10 protein-coding genes and 2 pseudogenes are annotated in these 18,952 nt (G+C 54.6%); 10 read left to right on the top strand and 2 right to left on the bottom strand.

Going from position 1 to position 18,952, the window contains the following annotated elements; all coding sequences use genetic code 11:
* A partial coding sequence (locus AC2FLA_RS13670) for a GTP-binding protein (protein ID WP_496722840.1) occupies positions 1 to 281 on the top strand: 281 nt, incomplete at its 5' end.
* 12 nt (positions 282 to 293) lie between these two features.
* Here AC2FLA_RS13670 and AC2FLA_RS13665 read toward each other — a convergent pair.
* Positions 294 to 988 (bottom strand): annotated as a pseudogene (locus AC2FLA_RS13665) (IS6 family transposase); the annotation flags it as partial.
* A 463-nt stretch (positions 989 to 1,451) separates the two neighbouring features.
* Here AC2FLA_RS13665 and AC2FLA_RS13660 point away from each other — a divergent pair.
* Genes AC2FLA_RS13660 through AC2FLA_RS13650 form a run of 3 tightly spaced genes read left to right on the top strand, consistent with a single transcriptional unit; the run spans position 1,452 to position 10,206 of the window.
* Positions 1,452 to 8,843 (top strand): GAF domain-containing protein, encoded by a 7,392-nt coding sequence (locus AC2FLA_RS13660; protein WP_496722838.1) that lies wholly within the window; start codon positions 1,452 to 1,454, stop codon positions 8,841 to 8,843.
* Positions 8,844 to 8,846: 3 nt separating this feature from the next.
* Positions 8,847 to 9,188 carry an Hpt domain-containing protein gene (locus AC2FLA_RS13655; protein WP_496722836.1) on the top strand — a complete coding sequence of 114 codons (342 nt, stop codon included), beginning with the start codon at positions 8,847 to 8,849 and terminating at the stop codon, positions 9,186 to 9,188.
* Positions 9,181 to 10,206 carry an adenylate/guanylate cyclase domain-containing protein gene (locus AC2FLA_RS13650; protein ID WP_496722834.1) on the top strand — a complete coding sequence of 342 codons (1,026 nt, stop codon included), beginning with the start codon at positions 9,181 to 9,183 and terminating at the stop codon, positions 10,204 to 10,206. Before AC2FLA_RS13655 ends, AC2FLA_RS13650 begins: the two co-directional genes overlap by 8 nt.
* Positions 10,207 to 10,390: 184 nt before the next feature.
* On the opposite strand, the pseudogene AC2FLA_RS13645 reads toward AC2FLA_RS13650, so the two are convergent.
* Positions 10,391 to 11,059, bottom strand: a pseudogene (locus tag AC2FLA_RS13645) (IS6 family transposase).
* Between the two features lie 342 nt (positions 11,060 to 11,401).
* On the opposite strand from AC2FLA_RS13645, the gene AC2FLA_RS13640 reads away from it, so the two are divergent.
* Genes AC2FLA_RS13640 through AC2FLA_RS13615 form a run of 6 tightly spaced genes read left to right on the top strand, consistent with a single transcriptional unit; the run spans position 11,402 to position 18,654 of the window.
* On the top strand, positions 11,402 to 12,496 hold the full coding sequence (locus AC2FLA_RS13640) for a LacI family DNA-binding transcriptional regulator (RefSeq protein ID WP_496722832.1): 1,095 nt from the start codon (positions 11,402 to 11,404) through the stop codon (positions 12,494 to 12,496).
* Positions 12,493 to 13,848: an ABC transporter substrate-binding protein gene (locus AC2FLA_RS13635; protein WP_496722830.1), complete on the top strand. Its 1,356-nt coding sequence runs from the start codon at positions 12,493 to 12,495 to the stop codon at positions 13,846 to 13,848. Before AC2FLA_RS13640 ends, AC2FLA_RS13635 begins: the two co-directional genes overlap by 4 nt.
* A 57-nt stretch (positions 13,849 to 13,905) precedes the next feature.
* Positions 13,906 to 15,138: a carbohydrate ABC transporter permease gene (locus tag AC2FLA_RS13630; protein WP_496722828.1), complete on the top strand. Its 1,233-nt coding sequence runs from the start codon at positions 13,906 to 13,908 to the stop codon at positions 15,136 to 15,138.
* Complete coding sequence (locus AC2FLA_RS13625) at positions 15,138 to 16,346, top strand: carbohydrate ABC transporter permease (protein ID WP_058274684.1); 1,209 nt, start codon at positions 15,138 to 15,140, stop codon at positions 16,344 to 16,346. The genes AC2FLA_RS13630 and AC2FLA_RS13625 overlap by 1 nt, the downstream gene beginning before the upstream one ends.
* 5 nt (positions 16,347 to 16,351) lie before the next feature.
* A complete protein-coding gene (locus AC2FLA_RS13620) occupies positions 16,352 to 17,599 on the top strand; it encodes an MGH1-like glycoside hydrolase domain-containing protein (RefSeq protein ID WP_496722826.1) in 1,248 nt (415 codons plus the stop codon).
* Entirely contained in the window at positions 17,599 to 18,654 is a 1,056-nt protein-coding gene (locus AC2FLA_RS13615) for an ABC transporter ATP-binding protein (protein WP_496722824.1), read from the top strand. Before AC2FLA_RS13620 ends, AC2FLA_RS13615 begins: the two co-directional genes overlap by 1 nt.
* The last annotated feature ends 298 nt before the right edge of the window (positions 18,655 to 18,952 follow it).

Raw genomic sequence — 18,952 nt, 5'->3', positions numbered from 1 at the left:
ATGTGATCGACGTCGCCGCTGGAGAGGAAATCCCGCGAAAAGGCGGACCGGCAATAACAAAATCCGACATCCTGGTCATAAACAAAACCGATCTGGCGCCGCATGTTGGCGCTTCACTGGAGGTCATGGAAAGAGATGCAGCCATAATGCGCAAAGGACGGCCTTTTTTGTTCACGTCCCTTCGTCACAAAAAGGGGGTTAGCGCAATTGTTGACCTCCTGGTGAAGCAAGGGGGATGGTGCTGTCAGACATATTCGAACCAGTCGCTTGTAGGCCAGTGACACTGTCCTTTTTGCTGTGCCAAGTTCGCGCCACTCGCTAAGAGCGGCGGCACGAGTCAGCTTGAAGGTCTCTCGGCTGGTTAGCGATCTTTCCTAGTTGAAGTGGTTGTATACGGAGGAATGGACGGAGGCGAATTTCTGTAGACTTCGCATGCGCCTGAAACGCTGCATCGCGCGTTCGCGTCGTTGAAACGGAAGATGCGAGTTCTCAACTCGATTGTTGAGCCACCTGCCCGTTTGTTGTTTTTCGAGAGCGCCCAAATCTCTGAGCGCCGCCTTGTAGGAAGCGAAACGATCTGTGACGATCTCTTCGGCGCAACCGTGGCGCTTCATCAATTTCTTGAGGAATTTCAGTGCTGCAACCTTGTTTCGGCGTCGTGACAACGGCCTCAAGGACTTCACCTTCGTGATCAACTGCACGCCAGAGATAGTGGCGTTTGCCATTCACCTTCACAAAGACCTCGTCCACGTGCCACTTCCATTTCGAGAACGCGCGCAGCTGCTGCACCCGCTTCCTTCTGATCTCAGCAGCAAACATCGGGCCAATCCTGTTTCACAAATAGCGGATGGTTTCGTTGCTCACCTCAATACCACGCTCATGCAATAGGTCTTCCACGTCTCTAAAGTGGGAAATGAACGTACAGCATGACCGCCAGACGAATGACCTCTGGACTGGTTTTGAAGTACTTGAATAGCGATTGCTTAATCTTGCGCGAAGGCTACGAGGGCACCCTGCCCGCTTCAACACAAGTTCTGCTGACTAAACCTTCGGTGGAGCACCTCAGAGGTCGAACATCCTGAGGACTTCGAAGCGCGTATGGAGGGCCAGAGCAGTAAGGCCTATAAGGCCCTTCAGCGCCTTGACACTATACTGTTGATTCATCGCGCTGACCTGCTGGATGATCCGAGCTTAGTGGGCCGTGCTCGCATGTGCATGAATGCAAGGGGCATCATCCGGAAAGAATTCCAGTGACTTCTATTACATGCTCTCTAAACTCCGGGCAGTTGTTAGTCAGAATTGACGTGGGAGTTTGGGCGCAGTTGGGCGACAAAAAGGCATCAGGGACCCCGATAAGTCCGGCGCCATCATCTGCGCCAAGTTCGGAGTTAAGCGCAGCTGATCAACAGGCACGGTTTGAAGCCACCGCTCAGGTGATGCAGGCGATTTCTGTGACCAAGGACGACGTTCAGCCGGTTTGCGATCTGATTGTTGCGCTTGCCAAAGACCTTTGCGACGCTGTTTTTGCTGGTCTGGTTCTTGGACAGGAAGGCGACGCACTTCAGCGGCTCGTGGCCAGTGTCAACCTGCACCCTGACATTCAGCAACTCTGGCGCGACGGCAAATACACGATGGAGCCGGGCAATTCTCTGGTGACTGAAACCATCCTCAGCGGCGAGACCAAACGCGTTGTGGATATGGGAGACACTGATTTCCACAAATCCGGTGATGAGCGGTTCAAGCTGATTGTCGACAAGCATGGGTGCCGCAGCAATCTGTTTGTTCCGTTAAAGGTGGATGGCGGTGCAATCGGATGCTTGATGTTGGCGCGAGACGAGGTGCGGCCCTATACCGACGATCAGGTCAAGCTCGTCGAAACCTTTGCCGCCCAAGCGGTAATCGCCATTGAGAACGTTCGCCAATTTCGCGAATTGCAGATCCGTCTGGCACGCGAAGGTGCCACGCGTGAGGTTCTCGAGACGATTAGCCGATCGCGGGAAGATGAGACGCCGGTGTTCCAGACGATCCTGGAAAACACCGCCCGGCTTTGCGAAACAGATGTCGCCACACTAAGCCTTTTGAATGAGGCAGGAACCCACCTCGAATATGCGGCTCATTTCGGTGATCAGTTGGCGACCTACGAGGTTGGAGTAGATCGCTGGTCACTCGACTCACACCTCCAGATTGCAGAATCCGTGCGCGAGGCACGCGTTATCCATAATGTAGATCTGCGCCTGACAGACCACTATATCAAAGGCGATCCATGGCGCCGTCAACTTGTAGACGAAGAAGGTGTCCGGTCATTCCTGACGGTCCCATTAATGTCGGCAGATGACACGCCTGTGGGCGTCATCGGGATTTACCGACGTGAAGTTCGGGCCTTTACAGACGACGAGATTTCTTTGGTTGAAGGCTTCGCCGCCCAAGCCGTGATCGCCTTGGACAATACACGACAATTGAATGAGCTGCACACGCAATTGGAGCGTCAGACGGCAACGCAAGAAATTCTAACGGTCATTAGCCAAAGCCGTGATGACGATGCGCGCGTCTTTGATTCAGTGCTTCAGCAGGCCACCAGGGTATGTGATGCAGATCAGGCGGTACTTATTTTGATCAACGCTGCAGGGACCCACGGGCGGTTGGCGGCGAATTGGGGGCATCAGAGAACCGAATTTGATGTTGGAGACGAGTGGCAGTTGGACGAATCGATTCCCATAGCCACTGCGATACGAACAGGTAAGGTTGGTCGCATCGATGATTTGACTGACACGGATTTCTATCGCTCGGGCCATCCTACAGCCGCCATGATGGTTGAGATCGAAGGCATTCGGTCACGCGTTACAGTCCCCCTTATGCAAGGAGATCAGTCCATCGGAGCCATCGCGGTCAGCCGCCGTGAGGTGCGGCCATTTGCTGACCCTGACGTGCAGTTGATTGAAGAATTCGCCAAACATGCGGTCATTGCCATCGAAAACACGCGCCAATTTCGTGAAGTTCAGGAACGACTTGAACGAGAAGAAGCGTCGCGCGAAATCCTCGAAGTCATCAGCCGCAGCCGCGATGACGATAAACCGGTCTTTTATAGCATTCTCGAAAACGCCAGCCGTTTGTGCAAAGCACCGCTGGCTTTCTTGTGTGTCGCTGACCACGAACAAGGGCACGCAACGATCCCAGCCAATATCGGCGCGAGAACTGATTTTGATGAAGCGCTCAAAGATTTCGTGGAGCCATTAACGCGCACTGAACTGGTTGCGATCAGACCAATGATCGATGGTCAGGTTATCCGCCAAGACGATATCGCCGATGATCCACTATACTACCGGGACCGCGACCCAAAACGGGTTCAGATGGTTGAGATTGAAGGGGCTCGCTCGGTCCTTGCGGTGCCGTTGATGAAAGACGACACGGGTCTTGGGGTGATCGTTCTCTATCGCCGTGAAGTTTCGCCATTTTCGGATGATGATGTCGCTCTGGTCCAAACCTTTGCGGCCCAAGCCGTGATCGCAATGGATAACGTACGCCAGTTCCGAGAGGTGCAGGACCGTACCGCGGAAGTCACGCAAGCCTTGGAGTATCAGACGTCAACATCCGAAGTTCTGCGTGTAATCTCAGCGTCTCCCAATCAACTGTCGCCCGTTCTGGACGCCATTCTTAAAGAAGCGTCGCGCATCTGCGAATTGCAGGATGCCTATGTCGCAATGCTCGACCCGGACGATGGGCTTTTTCATGTACACTCGACGCTCACACAGGATACGGCCTTTGCAGAATACGTCAAAGCTCACCCGATTTCACCAGCGGATAACGGTGTAAGCGGGCGTGCGATCCTGTCGAAACGCACAAGCTATGTCGAAGATGTCGAAGCGGATGACACCTACACCTGGTTGGAAGAAAGCGGTGTAGGTGACTACAAATCATTGCTTGGGCTTCCGCTGGTTAAAAACGGCGAAGCCGTAGGCGTTATCTCACTTGGGGCGCCAGTGGTCTCGGGTTTTTCCGCCAAGCAGATCAAGTTGTTGGAAACTTTCGCTGATCAGGCCGTTATCGCGATTACCAACGCAAACCTTTTCCACGAGTTGGAGGAGCGGACAGAAGAAGTCACACAGGCGCTGGAGTATCAGACCGCCACGTCGGACGTGTTGTCTGTGATTTCGCGATCTCCGAATGAGCTGGAGCCGGTACTGAAGGAGATACTGAGAGTCGCCAGCCGGATTTGCGAGCCAAAATATGCGGCAATCTCGATTCTGAATCCGCAAGACAACCTTTACCATACTAACATCATGCTCGACTTTGACAGTGATTTCATGAAGTTCATGAAGGCACACCCAGTGCCGGCAGGGCATGGGAGCGGTATTGGCCAAACAGCTGCACGAGGAGAAACAGTCTACTACGAGGACACTGAAGCTGACGAATACGCCTGGAAGGAAGCCGCGCGTATTGGCAAGTATCGCTCGCTTCTGGGTGTTCCATTGGTCAAGGATAAGGTTGTGGTCGGTGTGATCGTGCTCTGCCACGACAAAGTTGCACCATTCAATTCAAAACAGATCGCGCTCTTGGAAACGTTCGCCTCCCAAGCGTTGATTGCTATCAATAACACACGGCTCTTCGAGGAAGTGCGGGCGCGCACGACCGAGGTTGAAGACGCATTGGTGCGCGAACGTTCCAGTGCTGAAATCTTGCACCTGATCAACGAAGCTTCTTCCGACATCCAGCCTGTGTTTGACCTTGTCGTGCAAAAATCCGCCGAGCTTTGTGGAGCGCAGTTCTGCGTCCTCGAGCGCTTTGACGGTAATCTCTATCATTTCTGCGCACAACACGGGTTTCCGCAGACTACTTTGAAGGCGCTGACTTCGGATTATCCCTTGGAAGCTTCCAAGGGTCATCTGGCTCCATTGGTCGTGGAAAGCGGCGAAGTCCAGCATCTAGCAGATGCACGGGGGCCCGAGTATTTCAGCCCAGAGCTTGCCCGAAAGGCTGGGTATCGGCGTTTGATGGCCGTTCCTATCAGGGCAGAAGCGCGGATTTGGGGCGTCATAATTGTCGGTTGGGCCGAGGCCGGACCACCGCAACAAAACAGCGTCGAGCTCGTTCAGGGTTTTGCCAATCAAGCCAGCATCGCCATCGAGAACGCACGGCTGTTCCGGGAGACTCAGGAACGCACTGCTGAAGTCGAGGAGGCGCTGAAGTATCAGACCGCGACGTCCGAAGTGCTCGACGTCATCTCGCGCTCACCGAACGATCTTCCTCCGGTTTTAGACGCCATTCTGGAGGTCTCGTCGCGTATCTGTTCACCGGAATACGCGTTCTTTGCGATGAAGGATGCTGACGATGGCCTTTACCGCGTGGCCATGTCTCACAATGTCAGTGATGCTTTTCTCAAATTCCTGTCCGACAACCCTATCGCGCCCGAGGAAGGTTCTTGCATCGGGCGCACAGCCCTGCATGGCAAGACAGTCTATATTAAAGACACTCGTGGAGACCCGTCTTACACTTGGAAAAAGGCGGCTGAGATCGGGGACTATCTTACCACTCTTGGTGTCCCTTTGGTCAGCAATGGCGTAACCGTTGGCGTTATTGTTATGGCGCATCGGCAGGCAGCTGCGTTTAGCGACAAACAAGTCAGCCTACTCGAAACCTTCGCGTCCCAGGCCGTGATCGCCATCAACAATACGCGACTGTTCAAAGAAGTGCAGGCCCGAACTGCAGAAGTTGAAGAGGCATTGGGGTATCAGAAGGCGACATCCGAAGTGCTCGAGGTGATTTCCCGTTCCCCTGACGCTTTAGAGCCGGTTTTGGAAGCGTTGGTGGCCGTTTCGTCGCGCATCTGCCGCCTACAGGATGCTTTTGTGGCGCTTAAGAAACCCGAGGACGGAAAATTTCATTTCTTTGCCGGGCACAATATCACAGAGAGTTTTGCCAAATTCCTCGAGTCGCACCCATTTGAGCCGGGGGAAACTTCGGCAACCGCCCGGGCGCTTTTATATGGGCGCGCCGATTACGTTGAGGATACTCGAGCGGACCCTAACTATGATCCAGTCCTTAGGTCCAACTTGCAAGGATACAGGTCGGTTCTTTCTGTACCTTTGATACGCGACGGTGACACGATTGGTGTCATCAGTATGGGCAGCCGAAACAAAGCCGCCTTTGAGGACAAGCAAATCAAGCAGATGGAGACCTTTGCCTCGCAGGCGATCATAGCGATTCAAAACTCTCAATTGTTCAACGATACGCAAGTCGCACTCTCTCGCCAAACGGCAAGTGCGGATGTCCTCAGAGTGATCTCGGAATCCCCAACAGATACTAAACCGGTTTTTGAGAAGATTGTCGGACTGGCTACAGCTCTCATCGATTGCGACTTGTCGATTGCTATGCAGGCTAACAAAACTGAATACTGGCAAGTGGCGGCCGCAACTCCGGATGGTTTAGAGGAAATCACTTGGACTGAGCGCCTGCCAATTGATCCCGACGACAACCTGCCATCCCGCGTCATCCAGAGCGGCAAGACGCTGCAATTGGATGAATCGCGCTTTGATGAACTATCTCCGCGGGACACGGAAATCGTTGAGCGACAAGGATTCAAGTCGTTCTTGATGGTGCCCTTGATGCGAGGGAAAGACTGTTTCGGCACTCTCGCCTTTATTCGGAAAACGTCGAAGGCTTTCAGTGATGACGAAGTAGCCATTGCCGAATCTTTCGCGGATCAGGCTATCATCGCGCTGGAAAACGTGCGTCTGTTCAATGAAACTCAGGCTTCCTTAGCGCGACAGACTGCCAGTGCTGATGTATTGCGGGTAATCAGCCAATCGCCTTCAGATACCACACCTGTTTTTGAGGCGATTGTAAATTCCGCGACACGGCTTGTTTCATGCGACATGGCAGGCGCCGCTTTGTCAGATGACAGTTTCTGGTGGCAAGTGGCTTTGGCGACGCCAAAAGGCCTTTTACGTGATTTCGGACGAACCCGACACCCGCTGGACCCGAAAGATAATTTTCTGTCGTCCGTGTTACTGTCCGGGAAAACCATGCATGTACACGATTTGACGTCGCAGGGTTTACCGCGCTTGGCAAAGAAGCTTCACGAAGAAAACGGATTTGAAGCTTTCCTTGGCATACCGTTAATGCGCGGAGACAAGTGTTTGGGCGGGCTCTATTTCATCAGGAAATCAAAAATACCGTTTTCAGACGACGATATTGCAATGGCTGAGTCTTTTGCGGATCAGTCTGTTATTGCCATCGAGAACGTGCGCCTTTTCCGCGAGGCCGAAAAGGCCCGTGAGGTGGCCGAGTCTGCTAACCAAGCAAAAAGTGCGTTCCTCGCCACCATGTCCCACGAAATCCGTACACCGATGAATGCCGTTATCGGGATGAGTGGGCTCTTGATGGATACCAAGTTAGATGCCGAGCAAAGCGACTATGCCAACACGATCCGGGACAGTGGCGACGCACTACTGGGCATAATCAACGAAATCCTCGATTTCTCAAAAATCGAAGCCGGGCAGATGGACATCGAGAACCATCCGTTCGATTTGCGTGAATGTATTGAAAGCGCGCTTGATCTGATCAGCGGCAAGGCCGCCGAAAAGCAACTCGATCTGGCCTATGAATTTGACGACGCTCTGCCCCTTGCGATCAGTGCTGACCTGACCCGGTTGCGGCAGATCCTGCTGAATCTGCTTTCCAACGCCGTAAAGTTTACCGAAAGCGGGGAAGTGGTTTTATCTGTTGAACAAACCACCGAGAAACGCGGATTGCTTGAGTTGACTTTTAAAGTCCGCGACACTGGTATTGGCCTGAGCGAAAAAGGGATGAGCCGTTTGTTCCAGTCCTTCAGTCAGGCAGACAGCTCGACAACTCGCAAATATGGCGGCACCGGTCTTGGTCTGGCGATTTCCAAACGTCTTGCGGAACTCATGGGCGGCACCATGTGGGCACGAAGTGACGGCGAGGGGCACGGTTCGACCTTTACGTTTACAATCCAGACCAAACCTTCCAAACCAGTCAAATCGTCGTCGCGCGATCTGGTTGGTATTCAGTCCGAGCTTGAAGGCAAGCGCATTCTTATGGTGGATGATAACGCCACCAACCGTAAAATCTTGTCGCTCCAGACCGAGAAATGGGGCACTAAAACCACTACCTGCGAAACCCCGTCCGATGCGCTGGCCACGCTCGAGAATGCTCAAAAGTTCGATCTGGCCATTCTCGACATGCACATGCCAGAAATGGATGGCGAGGAACTCGCCCTGAAAATTCGGGCCAAGCATCCGGACTTGCCGCTGATCCTCTTTAGTTCTCTTGGTCCACGTGAAATTGACCTCGAAGACGGCCTTTTTGCTGCCAACCTCACCAAGCCGCTGCGTCAGTCGCATCTCTTCGACACCCTGGTCACGTTGTTTTCAAACGAAGATACTCCCGTGAAACCGACCAAGCCCGCAGACAAACCCCAGACCGATCCTGAGATGGCCAAACGCCACCCTCTGCGTATTCTGCTGGCTGAGGATAATTTGGTGAACCAGAAACTTGCGCTTCGCTTGCTTGAACAGATGGGCTATCGCGCTGATCTGGCCAGCAACGGCGCTGAGGCGGTCGAAAGCGTGAACCGGCAAACATATGATGTCGTATTGATGGATGTGCAGATGCCCGAAATGGACGGGCTTGAAGCCTCGCGCTGCATAAACAAAGATTTTCCCGGAGAAGACCGACCGCGTATAGTCGCCATGACCGCTAACGCCATGCAAGGCGACCGCGAGATGTGTTTAGATGCCGGGATGGACGACTACATCGCCAAACCGATCCGCCTGCCTATTCTCATCGAAGCCCTTTTGAATGTTCCCAGGAAAAGCAAGTAATCCATGACAAACGGTCCAATTGATCTTGATATCTTCGCTGAACTCAAGGACGCGACTGGCGACGAATTCGCCGCCGAGCTTGTAAACACCTTTCTCGACGAAGCCCCCGGCATGATTGCCGAATTGAAAGCGGCTGCCGACGCGTCTGACGCTGATGGATATCGCCGCGCGGCTCATTCCATTAAGTCGAATGCAAACACCTTTGGTGCGACTGTACTGGCCGAGTTGGCCAGAAAAATCGAGCTCGGGGACATACCCGCGACTGGCGACCTTACAGATGCGAAAGCTCTAGAGGCCGCTTTCGCCAAAGCTGCTGTGGCCCTGCGGACCCTGAACAATGGCTGATGCACCCGGCCACCTCCTCATCGTCGATGACAACAAAGTCAATCGGCTACTCCTGTCTCGCAATGTTGAACTGTTGGGGCACAAAGCCTCTGTCGCGGAGAACGGCCTCGTCGCGATGGAGATGTTGTCGAGTCAGTCTTATGACCTGCTCCTACTCGATATCGAAATGCCGGAAATGGACGGGTTTCAGGTTCTGGAGGCAATCAATGCGGACCCCGACCTGCGCGAATTGCCGGTGATTGTGACCTCCTCAGTCGAAGGGCTCGACAATATTGTGCGCTGCATCGAGTTAGGCGCAGAAGACTACTTGCCCAAGCCGGTGAACAAGACGCTTCTCAGCGCCCGCGTCTCCAGCTGCCTTGAAAAAAAGCGACTGCGGGACGAACAAAGACGCCTTCTCGAACGCTTCGCAACCACCGAGGTTGCGCAAGACCTGCAAGAGTCTGGGTTTGCCATCGGTGGCAAACGTGCAAACGCATCGGTTCTTTTTTGCGACATTCGCAGTTTCACAGCCCTTTCAGAAAACCTAGCGCCCGAGGCAACAATTGATCTACTCAACACCTTCTACACTTTGATGTTCGAGGCGGTGACCAGCAATGGTGGCATTGTCAGCCTAATGCTGGGTGACGGGTTGATGGCTCTCTTCGGTGTTCCACAACCTCTTAACAATACTGCGCAAAGTGCGGTAGCTGCAGGGCATGAAATGCATAGCATGATCGAGATGCTGAATCATGACCGGCTCGCTGATGGAGAACGGAGTCTCAGGATCGGGATCGGTATCGCCACAGGCGAAGTCGTCGCGGGCTATGCCGGCACTGACAACCGAGCGACCTATACCTGTATCGGCTCCGCGGTAAATCTCGCAGCCCGATTGGAAGCGGAAACCCAGAACACCGGAAGCAGGATCTTGGTTGATCAAGAGACCCTGGATCTGCTCGACGGAGTTGATATTCAGGAGACATTTGGCGGGACCCAAATCAAGGGCTTCTCCGATCCATTCGACATTCACGCATTGTGATCTTCCGACACGAGTATCGTTTCTCCGATATCATTCCCTGAAAGATCGTTTACTATTAACCTCCCCGCCGTCGCAGCCACTCAATTTGGATTCGCGAAAACGGTTTGAATTTTTTACGCCGGCCATGGGCAGGTCCTGTCAGACGAATTCGAACCAATCTCAGTTTGCCGGCAAATGCGTAAACTTATACGGAACAAAGCTGGCGCCACTCGGCGAGGGCGGCGGTGCGGTTAGCTTTAAAATTGTGTCGTGAGTAAAGATGGCGTTCCTGATTGAAGTGGTTGCGCACCGAAGAATGGACAGCGGCGAACTTTTGCAAACATCGCATCTGTCAAAAACGCAGCATCGCGCGGTTGTTCAACCAGCGTCCCGCCTCTTGCCTTCGCGCGTTGCCAATAACTTTCAAAGCGGCGCCATAGGACCGAAGTTTGTCCGTCACAATCACTTCCGGTCTGCGATACCTCTTCATTGATTTTCTTAGTAATTTCAACGCTGCATGACGATTCCGGCGCTTAGTGACATAGCTTTCCATCACTTCACCCTGGTGATCAACGGCCCGCCAAAAGTAGTGCGTCTCGCCATTGATCTTCACGAAAACCTCGTCAAGATGCCACTGCCAGTTCGAGTAAGAACGCATTCGACTAGCGCGTTTTTTACGGATCTCGGATGCAAACATAGGTCCAAATCTGCTCCACCAAAATCGAACCGTCTCGTGACTTACGTCCATGCCGCGCTCATGCAGAATATCTTCCACGTTCCGCAGCGACAGCGGGAACCGGACATACATCATAACCGCTAGGCGAATGATCTCTGGGCTGGTTTTGAAGTAGCGAAATGGATTGGGTTTTGACACCCCACGAAGCTGCGGAACTACCCTACCCGCCTCAAGCCAGTTTCCTCTGACAGTGCCCGTCCTCGCTATGATCAGCGTCCAGGCCCTTCATCATTTCCGCTAAGAAGCCTTTGATGTAGGCGTCCCCTGCCAATCAAACAAGTCATAAATTATCGAACTGTCAGAAAACAGGTGAACATCAGAGCACCGATCATTTAGCGCGGTCAAACGAGTAATCAGAGGAGTTTTCTATTTTTTTCATTGCCGAAACCGGTTTCGGAGCAAACAAATAGTGGAATGAGAACGAATCCCAGTCTACCGAAGCGCAAATCTTCGCTCCGTCGCGATCCCTCCTCCCGAAGGGTGAAGCTGGACGAGTTGGCTGATCACCTCGGTCTTTCAAAGAGCACCGTGTCGCGTGCATTGAACGGGTATTCCGACATCTCGGAGACCACCAGAAAACGGGTCGAATCTACTGCAAGAAAGATGGGCTATCGCCCGCTCAGCCACGCGCAGGCGATCCGCACAGGGAAAGTACGTGCAATTGCGATGGTCATTAACAGCGGGGAACCGGACCGGCACAATCCGTTTCTGCAGGACTTTCTGGCGGGCGCTTGTGAAGGTGCCAGCGCATTCGATTGGACTATGACTATCTCAACGGCCAAGTCCGAAAAGGATATGCTCAACGTTCTGGGGCGCCTTGTGGAAGAGCGCAAAGCGGACGGGTTTATTCTGCCCAGAACGGAAGTCGACGACGCTCGTATCAAGTATCTAAGCGCCCTGAATGTTCCTTTCATACTCTACGGCCGAACGGGATACGGGCAAGCGGACCCTTACGACGATACATCTTGGTTTGATATCTCGGGTGAAACGGCAATTCGTAGCGCGGTCAGTCGTTTGAATGGTTTTGGCCATCGTCGCATCGGCTTCGTCGGCAGCGATCCGAAATTCAACTACAGCCACCTTCGACGCGATGGCTATCTCGAAGGTCTGAGCGCCGCTGGCTTGCCCATCGAACTTGAACTGATACGCGAGGACGCGCGCACCCGTGATGAAGGGGCAGTCCAAGCCCGAGCTTTGCTGGAACTGGAGAATCCACCGACCGGGATCGTCTTTGCGACTGATCTGGCCGCATTAGGGTCATACACTGTTTGCGCCGAGTTTGGCCTGCAAATCGGTAAGGATGTCTCGATCCTTGGGTATGACGGCATACCCGAAAGCCAGTACGTCAGCCCGGGTCTTACGACATTCAGCGTCGATTCACAACGGGCTGGCGAACGCCTTGCTGAAATGCTCATACGGCAGACCCGTGGCGAAGCACCGGAAAGCCTGCGTGAGCTGGGCGAAGCCGTTCTTTTGGAACGGAATTCTGATGGACCACCGCGCCTGACACCTGAAGAGTTGGCGCGAAAAATTACACAATTCAAAAATGGAAATCGGGGAGGAGACCGATCATGAAACTTACACCAAAGGCATCTCGACTGATGCTTGGCACATCGCTGGCGCTGGCGCTGGCAGCCGTATCTGCACAGGCAGATACAATTCGCTTCTGGACAACTGAGGAGCAACCAGAACGGCTGGCCAAACAACAGGAAATGGCGGACCAATTCAAAACGAAAACCGGCACCACCGTTGAGGTGATCCCGGTTACCGAGACCGATCTGGGCACGCGAGCGACCGCAGCCTTCGCTGCTGGGGACCTACCTGACGTGGTGTATCATCCGTTGCAATACGCGCTGCCTTGGGCCGAAGCAGGTATCCTTGACACCGAAGCTGCGACAGAAGTGATCGAAGAGCTGGGCGCCGACACATTTGCACCCGGCGCATTGGGTATGGCGGCCTTTAATGACGAAACAGCCTCGGTACCTGTCGATGGTTGGACGCAAATGGTTGTCTACCGCAAAGACCTATTTGACGAAGGCGGCCTGGATGCGCCCAACTCATTTGACAGCGTATTGGCTGCGTTGGAGAAACTGCACAACCCGCCGGAAATGTACGGCTTTGTCGCCGCGACCAAAGTTGATGAGAACTTCATGAGCCAGGTGCTGGAACATGTGTTCCTCGCCAATGGCGTCTCGCCAGTTGGCGCTGATGGTTTCCAGCCGTTGGATGAGGCCAAGACAACTGAGGTTCTCGATTTCTACAAAGCAATCTCAAAAGCGTCGCCTCCGGGCGAGCTGTACTGGAAGCAATCGCGCGAGCTGTATTTCGACGGCAAGGCAGCAATGATCATCTGGTCGCCCTTCATTCTGGATGAACTGGCCGGCTTGCGGGACAGTGCGCCGCCGACAATCAACGACGATCCGACCTCAAGCGAACTGGCGAGCAAGACTGGCATCGTGACCAACTTCTCTGGCCCGTCCAACCCGGATGGCGCAGCATGGGGTGATGTGCGGTACTTTGGCATTACCAACGATGCCGATACAGATGCGGCGATGGAGTTCGTGAAATTCGCTATGGATGACGGGTACACCCAAACTCTGGCAATTGCGCCTGAGGGCAAATTCCCTGTTCGTCGCGGCAACGCGGACAATCCAACGGCCTTCGCCGAAGCTTGGGCCGGGCTGCCTGTGGGCGTGGACCGAAAAGCACCCTTGGGCGAGCTTTATGATCAGGCCATGATCGACGAGATCGTGGGTGGTTTGGATGTGGCGCAGCGTTGGGGCGTGGCCGATGGCCAACTTTCACTGGCTTCGAAAATGATCAACAGTCAAGCCATCAACCGCATCGTCCGTCAGTACATCGATGACGAGATTGACGCGGCCGCGGCGGTGGCAGCCATGAACGACGAGCTGGCCAAGGTTCAGTAATCAACCAGCACCTGCAGCGGCGTTGGCGCCGCTGCTCGCAACCCTTCGAGGTATTCCATGTCTTCGGCCACCCCACCGACCGGAACCGGGGCTCTTGCCAAACGCGAGGCGCGTCTGGCTTGGGCGCTGCTGGCTCCGACCGTGATCAGCGTGTCGCTTGTGGTGATCCTGCCCTTGCTGGCGATCATCTGGATCAGCTTCAAACCGTTTACCCTTTCCGACCTGCGCCCGCCTGCTCCGGTTGTCCGCGAAAGCCTGCGCGGCTCTGGTGACGATCTGCGGATCGAATACCGCCTGCGTAACTCCAGCCAGAAGATCGCCGTTGAAGGCGTGACCCTGAGTGATGTGCTGCCAGATGGCGTCGCCGTCCGAGAAATCGTCGAGCCCTGCGTCCTGGAGGGGCGGGATTTGTTTTGTGATTTTGGCACCTTGGATGGTGGTCAGCGTGAGCGTATCCGCATCCCGGTCACGGTCGACGGAGATCTCCAAGCATTCGAGGATTTCGTCGAAGAATCCGAGCCTCGCCTCACAGGAAGCGGGCCAAACGTTCTGACCAACCTTGAGTTCAGCCTGGAAAACTTTGCACGCGTCTTTGATGGCTCGGAATTCTGGGGCGTTCTCTGGGTCACGCTGTTCTACACAGTCTTCGGCACGATTGGCGCTTTGGTCATGGGCTTGTTCGCCGCTTTATTGCTGAACAAAAGCTTTAGGGGACAAGGCTTCATCCGTGGCCTCTACCTGTTCCCCTATGTCGCCCCCGTCATCGCCGTCGCATTCACTTGGGTAACGCTGTTTGACCCTTTCTCAGGTTCCGCTAACGCTTTGCTAGTGCAGATGGGGCTGAGCAGCGAGCCAATCAATTTCTTCGGTGAACGCCCATTGGCGCTGATCATGGTCACCGTGTTCGAAATCTGGCGCTACTTCCCGCTGTCGTTCCTGTTCATCCTGGCCCGGATGCAGTCCATCGACTCCAGCATGTATGAGGCGGCGGATATGGACGGAGCTTCGCCGTTCCAGAAGTTCTGGCTGCTGAGCATCCCGCAACTGTTGGGCATTCTATCAGTTCTATTCCTGCTGCGCTTCATTTGGACGTTCAACAAGTTCGACGACATCTTTCTGCTGACCGGCGGCAATGCGGGCACCCGCACGCTTACCGTGAATGTCTATGAGCAGGCCTTTGCGATCTCGAACATCGGTGCCGGTGCGGCGGTAGCCGTTGTGATCCTGGTGTGCTTGATCGCCTTCAGCTTTGTCTTCTTCCGCTTCATCAGCCGTGAGGAGGGTCTTTGATGCGCAAAGGGTATCTTACTGCCCCGGTACTGGGCGCAATCTGGCTAGTCGTGATCGCTACCACGGTGGCAATTACCATGTCGTTTTCAACCGGGGCCGCTTTTCGCCCACAAGTTCTGCTCTGCCTGATCTGGGGTGCAGTCGCCGGTTTGGTGTATGTCCGCTTTCCTGCGCAGCATGCTCCGGCCCGCCTCGGTATATCGGCGTTTCTGGGCCTGTCCGGGCTGACCGGGTTTGGTCCGGTTCTGATCGGCTCGGACACATCCCTGCAGGCTGTCGTGGTCACAGTTGTCGCCATGACCGTCGTCATGCACCTTTCCCTGGCGGCGATCCTTAAAGAAACGCCATTCGGAGAGCTCACGCGCCATGAATACGAAGAGGCGGTGATCCGCTTCTTCACAGGGTTCGGGTACATATTCTTCACGGCAATCGTCGTGATCCCGTTCTACGTGATGGTCATGACCAGCCTGAAGTCTCAGCAGGCATTGTTACAGAACCCGTTGGACTTCTCGGTCGACTTGTCCCAGGGCACCGATCTGTTCCGCAGCTACACCGAGCTGTTCCGTGACTTCAATTTCGGTACATACCTATGGACTTCGCTTTATGTCTCGGTCCTGACCGTATTCATCACGCTACTGTTCAGCGTGCCCGGAGCTTACGCGGTTGCTCGGTTCCGGTTTCAGGGTCAAAAGGCGTTCTCGCGTTCGATCTTGTTGATCTACATGGTGCCGATGATCGTTCTGGCACTACCGATCTATATCGCCTTCTCGCTGACAGGGCTGCGCAACTCGATCCTCGGGATTGTCATGATCTATCCGGTCACCACGATCCCGGTGGCCCTGTACATGTTGCAAGGTTATTTCCGGGGCCTGCCGACCGAGGTGGAGGAAGCCGGGCTGATGGACGGTCTGTCGCGCCTGGCGGTGATCTGGAAGATCACCCTGCCCCTCAGCCTGCCCGCGCTGGCCTCAGTCTCGCTCTATGTCTTCATGATCGCGTGGAATGAATTCCTGCTGGCCTTCATGCTGCTGGACGACCCGTCGAAATTCACTCTGACCCGAGGGGTCACGATGTTGAACTCCTCAGAAATTCCCCGTCAGCACCTGATGGCCGGTGCGGTGATCGCCACCGTTCCTATCATGGCGCTGTTCCTGGGGCTTGAACGTTTCATGACCAAGGGCCTCACAGCGGGGTCTGTCAAAGGATGACACAGATGAACCAACATACGAACCCCGACCGCGAGGCGCGCAATATCCTGATTGCGAACGATCGCGGCGGCTACACCATTCCTACCGAGGGGCTGTATCCATACCAGTGGAACTGGGACAGCGCGATTGCCGCGCTTGGCTTTGCCCAGTTCGACCTCGACCGCGCCTGGACTGAGATCGAGACGCTGTTCACCGGGCAATGGGAAGACGGCATGGTTCCGCATATCCTGTTCCACCAGCAGGATGAAGGGTATTTCCCCGGCCCCGATGTTTGGGGATGCAATGGCCCGATCCCGTCTTCGGGCATCATCCAACCACCCATTGCTGCGACCATGGCACGTAAAATCTGGGAACAGGATACCGCGTTTGGGGATGCTCGTATGAAGGAGCTGTTCCCTAAATTGTTGGCGTGGCATCGTTGGATCATGAAATGGCGCCTTGATGAATTCGGTGCCGTTTGCACGACCCATCCGTGGGAGGCAGGTCGCGACAACGCACCTGATTGGGACAACTCCATGGCGCGCATGGATGCATCGGATGTTGGGGAATACCAGCGCCGCGACACCAGCCACGTGAACAGCGACGACCGGCCTACAAAGTTCGATTACGACCGATACATTAAGCTGGTTCAGATCGGCCGAGATGCGGTATGGGACCAGCAAGCCCTGTTGTCCCTGAACCCGTTCCGCGTCGCCGATCCCACTATGACGTTCACCACTCTTCGCGCTGCACGGGACTTGCTGATGATCAGCGAGAAGTTCGAACTGGAGGCCGAGGGCCTGAGTGAGGACATTGAAAAGCTGGAATCCGGCGCGCGTTCGCTTTGGAACGAGGACCTAGGGAGCTTCGACTCCCGTGACGCGCATACCGGGGAGATGGCCGAGAGTATTTCCAACGCGTCATACTTGTGTTGGTACGCTGGCATGGAGTCTGATCGGATGCTTAAAGGATTGAAATCAGTACTGGAAAATGTGCCTTACCCCGTTCCAAGCTATGATCCGGATATGCCGAAATTCGACGCACGTCGGTACTGGCGAGGTCCGACTTGGGCCTTCATGAACATGATGATCGGGTTTGGCCTGGCCGATATGGGGCATGCACAACAGGCAGAACAGCTGCGCCAGAAAACTGCCGAACTGATATCGGGCTATGGGTTCGCAGAGTACTTCGACCCAAAAACCGGCAGCCCTGCGGGTGGCCAGGCATTCACCTGGACAGCCGCCGTCTGGCTTCACTGGGCAGGGAGGGCCTGATGGGTAGCATCGAACTAAAGTCAGTCGAAAAATGGTTCGGCTCGGCGCAGGTCATCAAGGGCGTAGATCTCAAGATCGAGGAAGGTGAGTTCATTGTCTTCGTCGGCCCGTCCGGCTGCGGAAAGTCCACCCTGCTGCGCATGATTGGCGGGCTCGAGGACATCTCGCGCGGATCTCTGTTGATCAGTGACAGCGACGTCACAGATCATCCGCCCTCAAAACGCGGGCTGACGATGGTGTTCCAATCCTATGCGCTGTACCCGCACCTGACGGTTGCTGAGAACATGGGGTTCTCGCTGAAAGTTGCGGGTGTTCCCAAGGTCGAGATAGCCGAACAGGTCAACCGGGCCGCCGAGGTTCTCAAGCTGGGACCATTCCTTGAGCGCAGGCCAAAGGACCTGTCCGGCGGTCAGCGGCAGCGGGTGGCCATCGGAAGATCCATCGTACGTGATCCGACGGCGTTCCTGTTCGATGAGCCGCTTTCAAACCTAGATGCAGCGCTTCGGGTTGAGATGCGGTATGAGATCGCCAAACTTCACCAAAGCCTCAAGCGCACGATGATCTACGTCACGCATGATCAGGTTGAGGCAATGACTCTCGCCGACCGGATTGTGGTGCTGGAATACGGGAAGATCGCACAGGTCGGCACTCCGCGAGAGCTTTACGAGCGCCCTGCCAATCTGTTCGTGGCCCAATTCATCGGCAGTCCAAAGATGAATATCCTGCCCTGCACGACTGAAGGCGGCACTTACAAGCTGGAGCACGGTCGTAGTGGTGAGTTTGATCTATCCGGAAACGCAACCAAACTCGGCGTGCGGCCTGAGCATATTGAGGTGGTCGCAGCTGGTGATGGTCAAAGCGATGGTGTCATCGAGGTGATCGAATACCTGGGTGCAGACACTTTCCTGATTGTTGATTGCGGCGTGGAAGAAAAGGTAACCGCCCGACTTAACGGTGATACGGACCTTAAGCCTGGGGCGAAGATTGGTCTGCATTTCCCGACCGACAAACTACACTTTTTTGATGAAAACGAGCAGGCTCTGGGGCATGGATAGCAAACCCACCGATCAGACTTTTCGATGCTGTCAGACCAATTCGAACTAGTCTGAGCTAGGCCAATATAGCTGCCCTTTGCGCTGCACCATGTTCGCACCATTCGGCGAAGGCGGCGGTGCGTATCAGCTTGAGTGTATCTCTGCTGGCAAGCGATCTTTCCTGGTTGAAGTTGTTGTAGATGGAGGAATGGACGGAAGCGAATTTCTGTATTGGTTTCGAAACCTGAACCGAGACAAATCCTACCAGTTCAGTTTTAACCTTAGGCTAAAACTAACGCGCGACCTAACTCTCAATGAC

The organism is Ruegeria sp. CDSA033 (genome assembly GCF_059612305.1).
Note: the sequence above shows the minus strand (reverse complement) of the source record. Positions and strands in the feature narration are given on the sequence as shown.

What these genes read in the sequence shown, in the direction of transcription:
- AC2FLA_RS13655 (WP_496722836.1), top strand. Translation starts at nt 8,847, where the DNA reads ATGACAAACGGTCCAATTGATCTTGATATCTTCGCTGAACTCAAGGAC.
- AC2FLA_RS13615 (WP_496722824.1), top strand. Translation starts at nt 17,599, where the DNA reads ATGGGTAGCATCGAACTAAAGTCAGTCGAAAAATGGTTCGGCTCGGCG.
- AC2FLA_RS13620 (WP_496722826.1), top strand. Translation starts at nt 16,352, where the DNA reads ATGAACCAACATACGAACCCCGACCGCGAGGCGCGCAATATCCTGATT.
- AC2FLA_RS13650 (WP_496722834.1), top strand. Translation starts at nt 9,181, where the DNA reads ATGGCTGATGCACCCGGCCACCTCCTCATCGTCGATGACAACAAAGTC.
- AC2FLA_RS13635 (WP_496722830.1), top strand. Translation starts at nt 12,493, where the DNA reads ATGAAACTTACACCAAAGGCATCTCGACTGATGCTTGGCACATCGCTG.
- AC2FLA_RS13630 (WP_496722828.1), top strand. Translation starts at nt 13,906, where the DNA reads ATGTCTTCGGCCACCCCACCGACCGGAACCGGGGCTCTTGCCAAACGC.
- AC2FLA_RS13625 (WP_058274684.1), top strand. Translation starts at nt 15,138, where the DNA reads ATGCGCAAAGGGTATCTTACTGCCCCGGTACTGGGCGCAATCTGGCTA.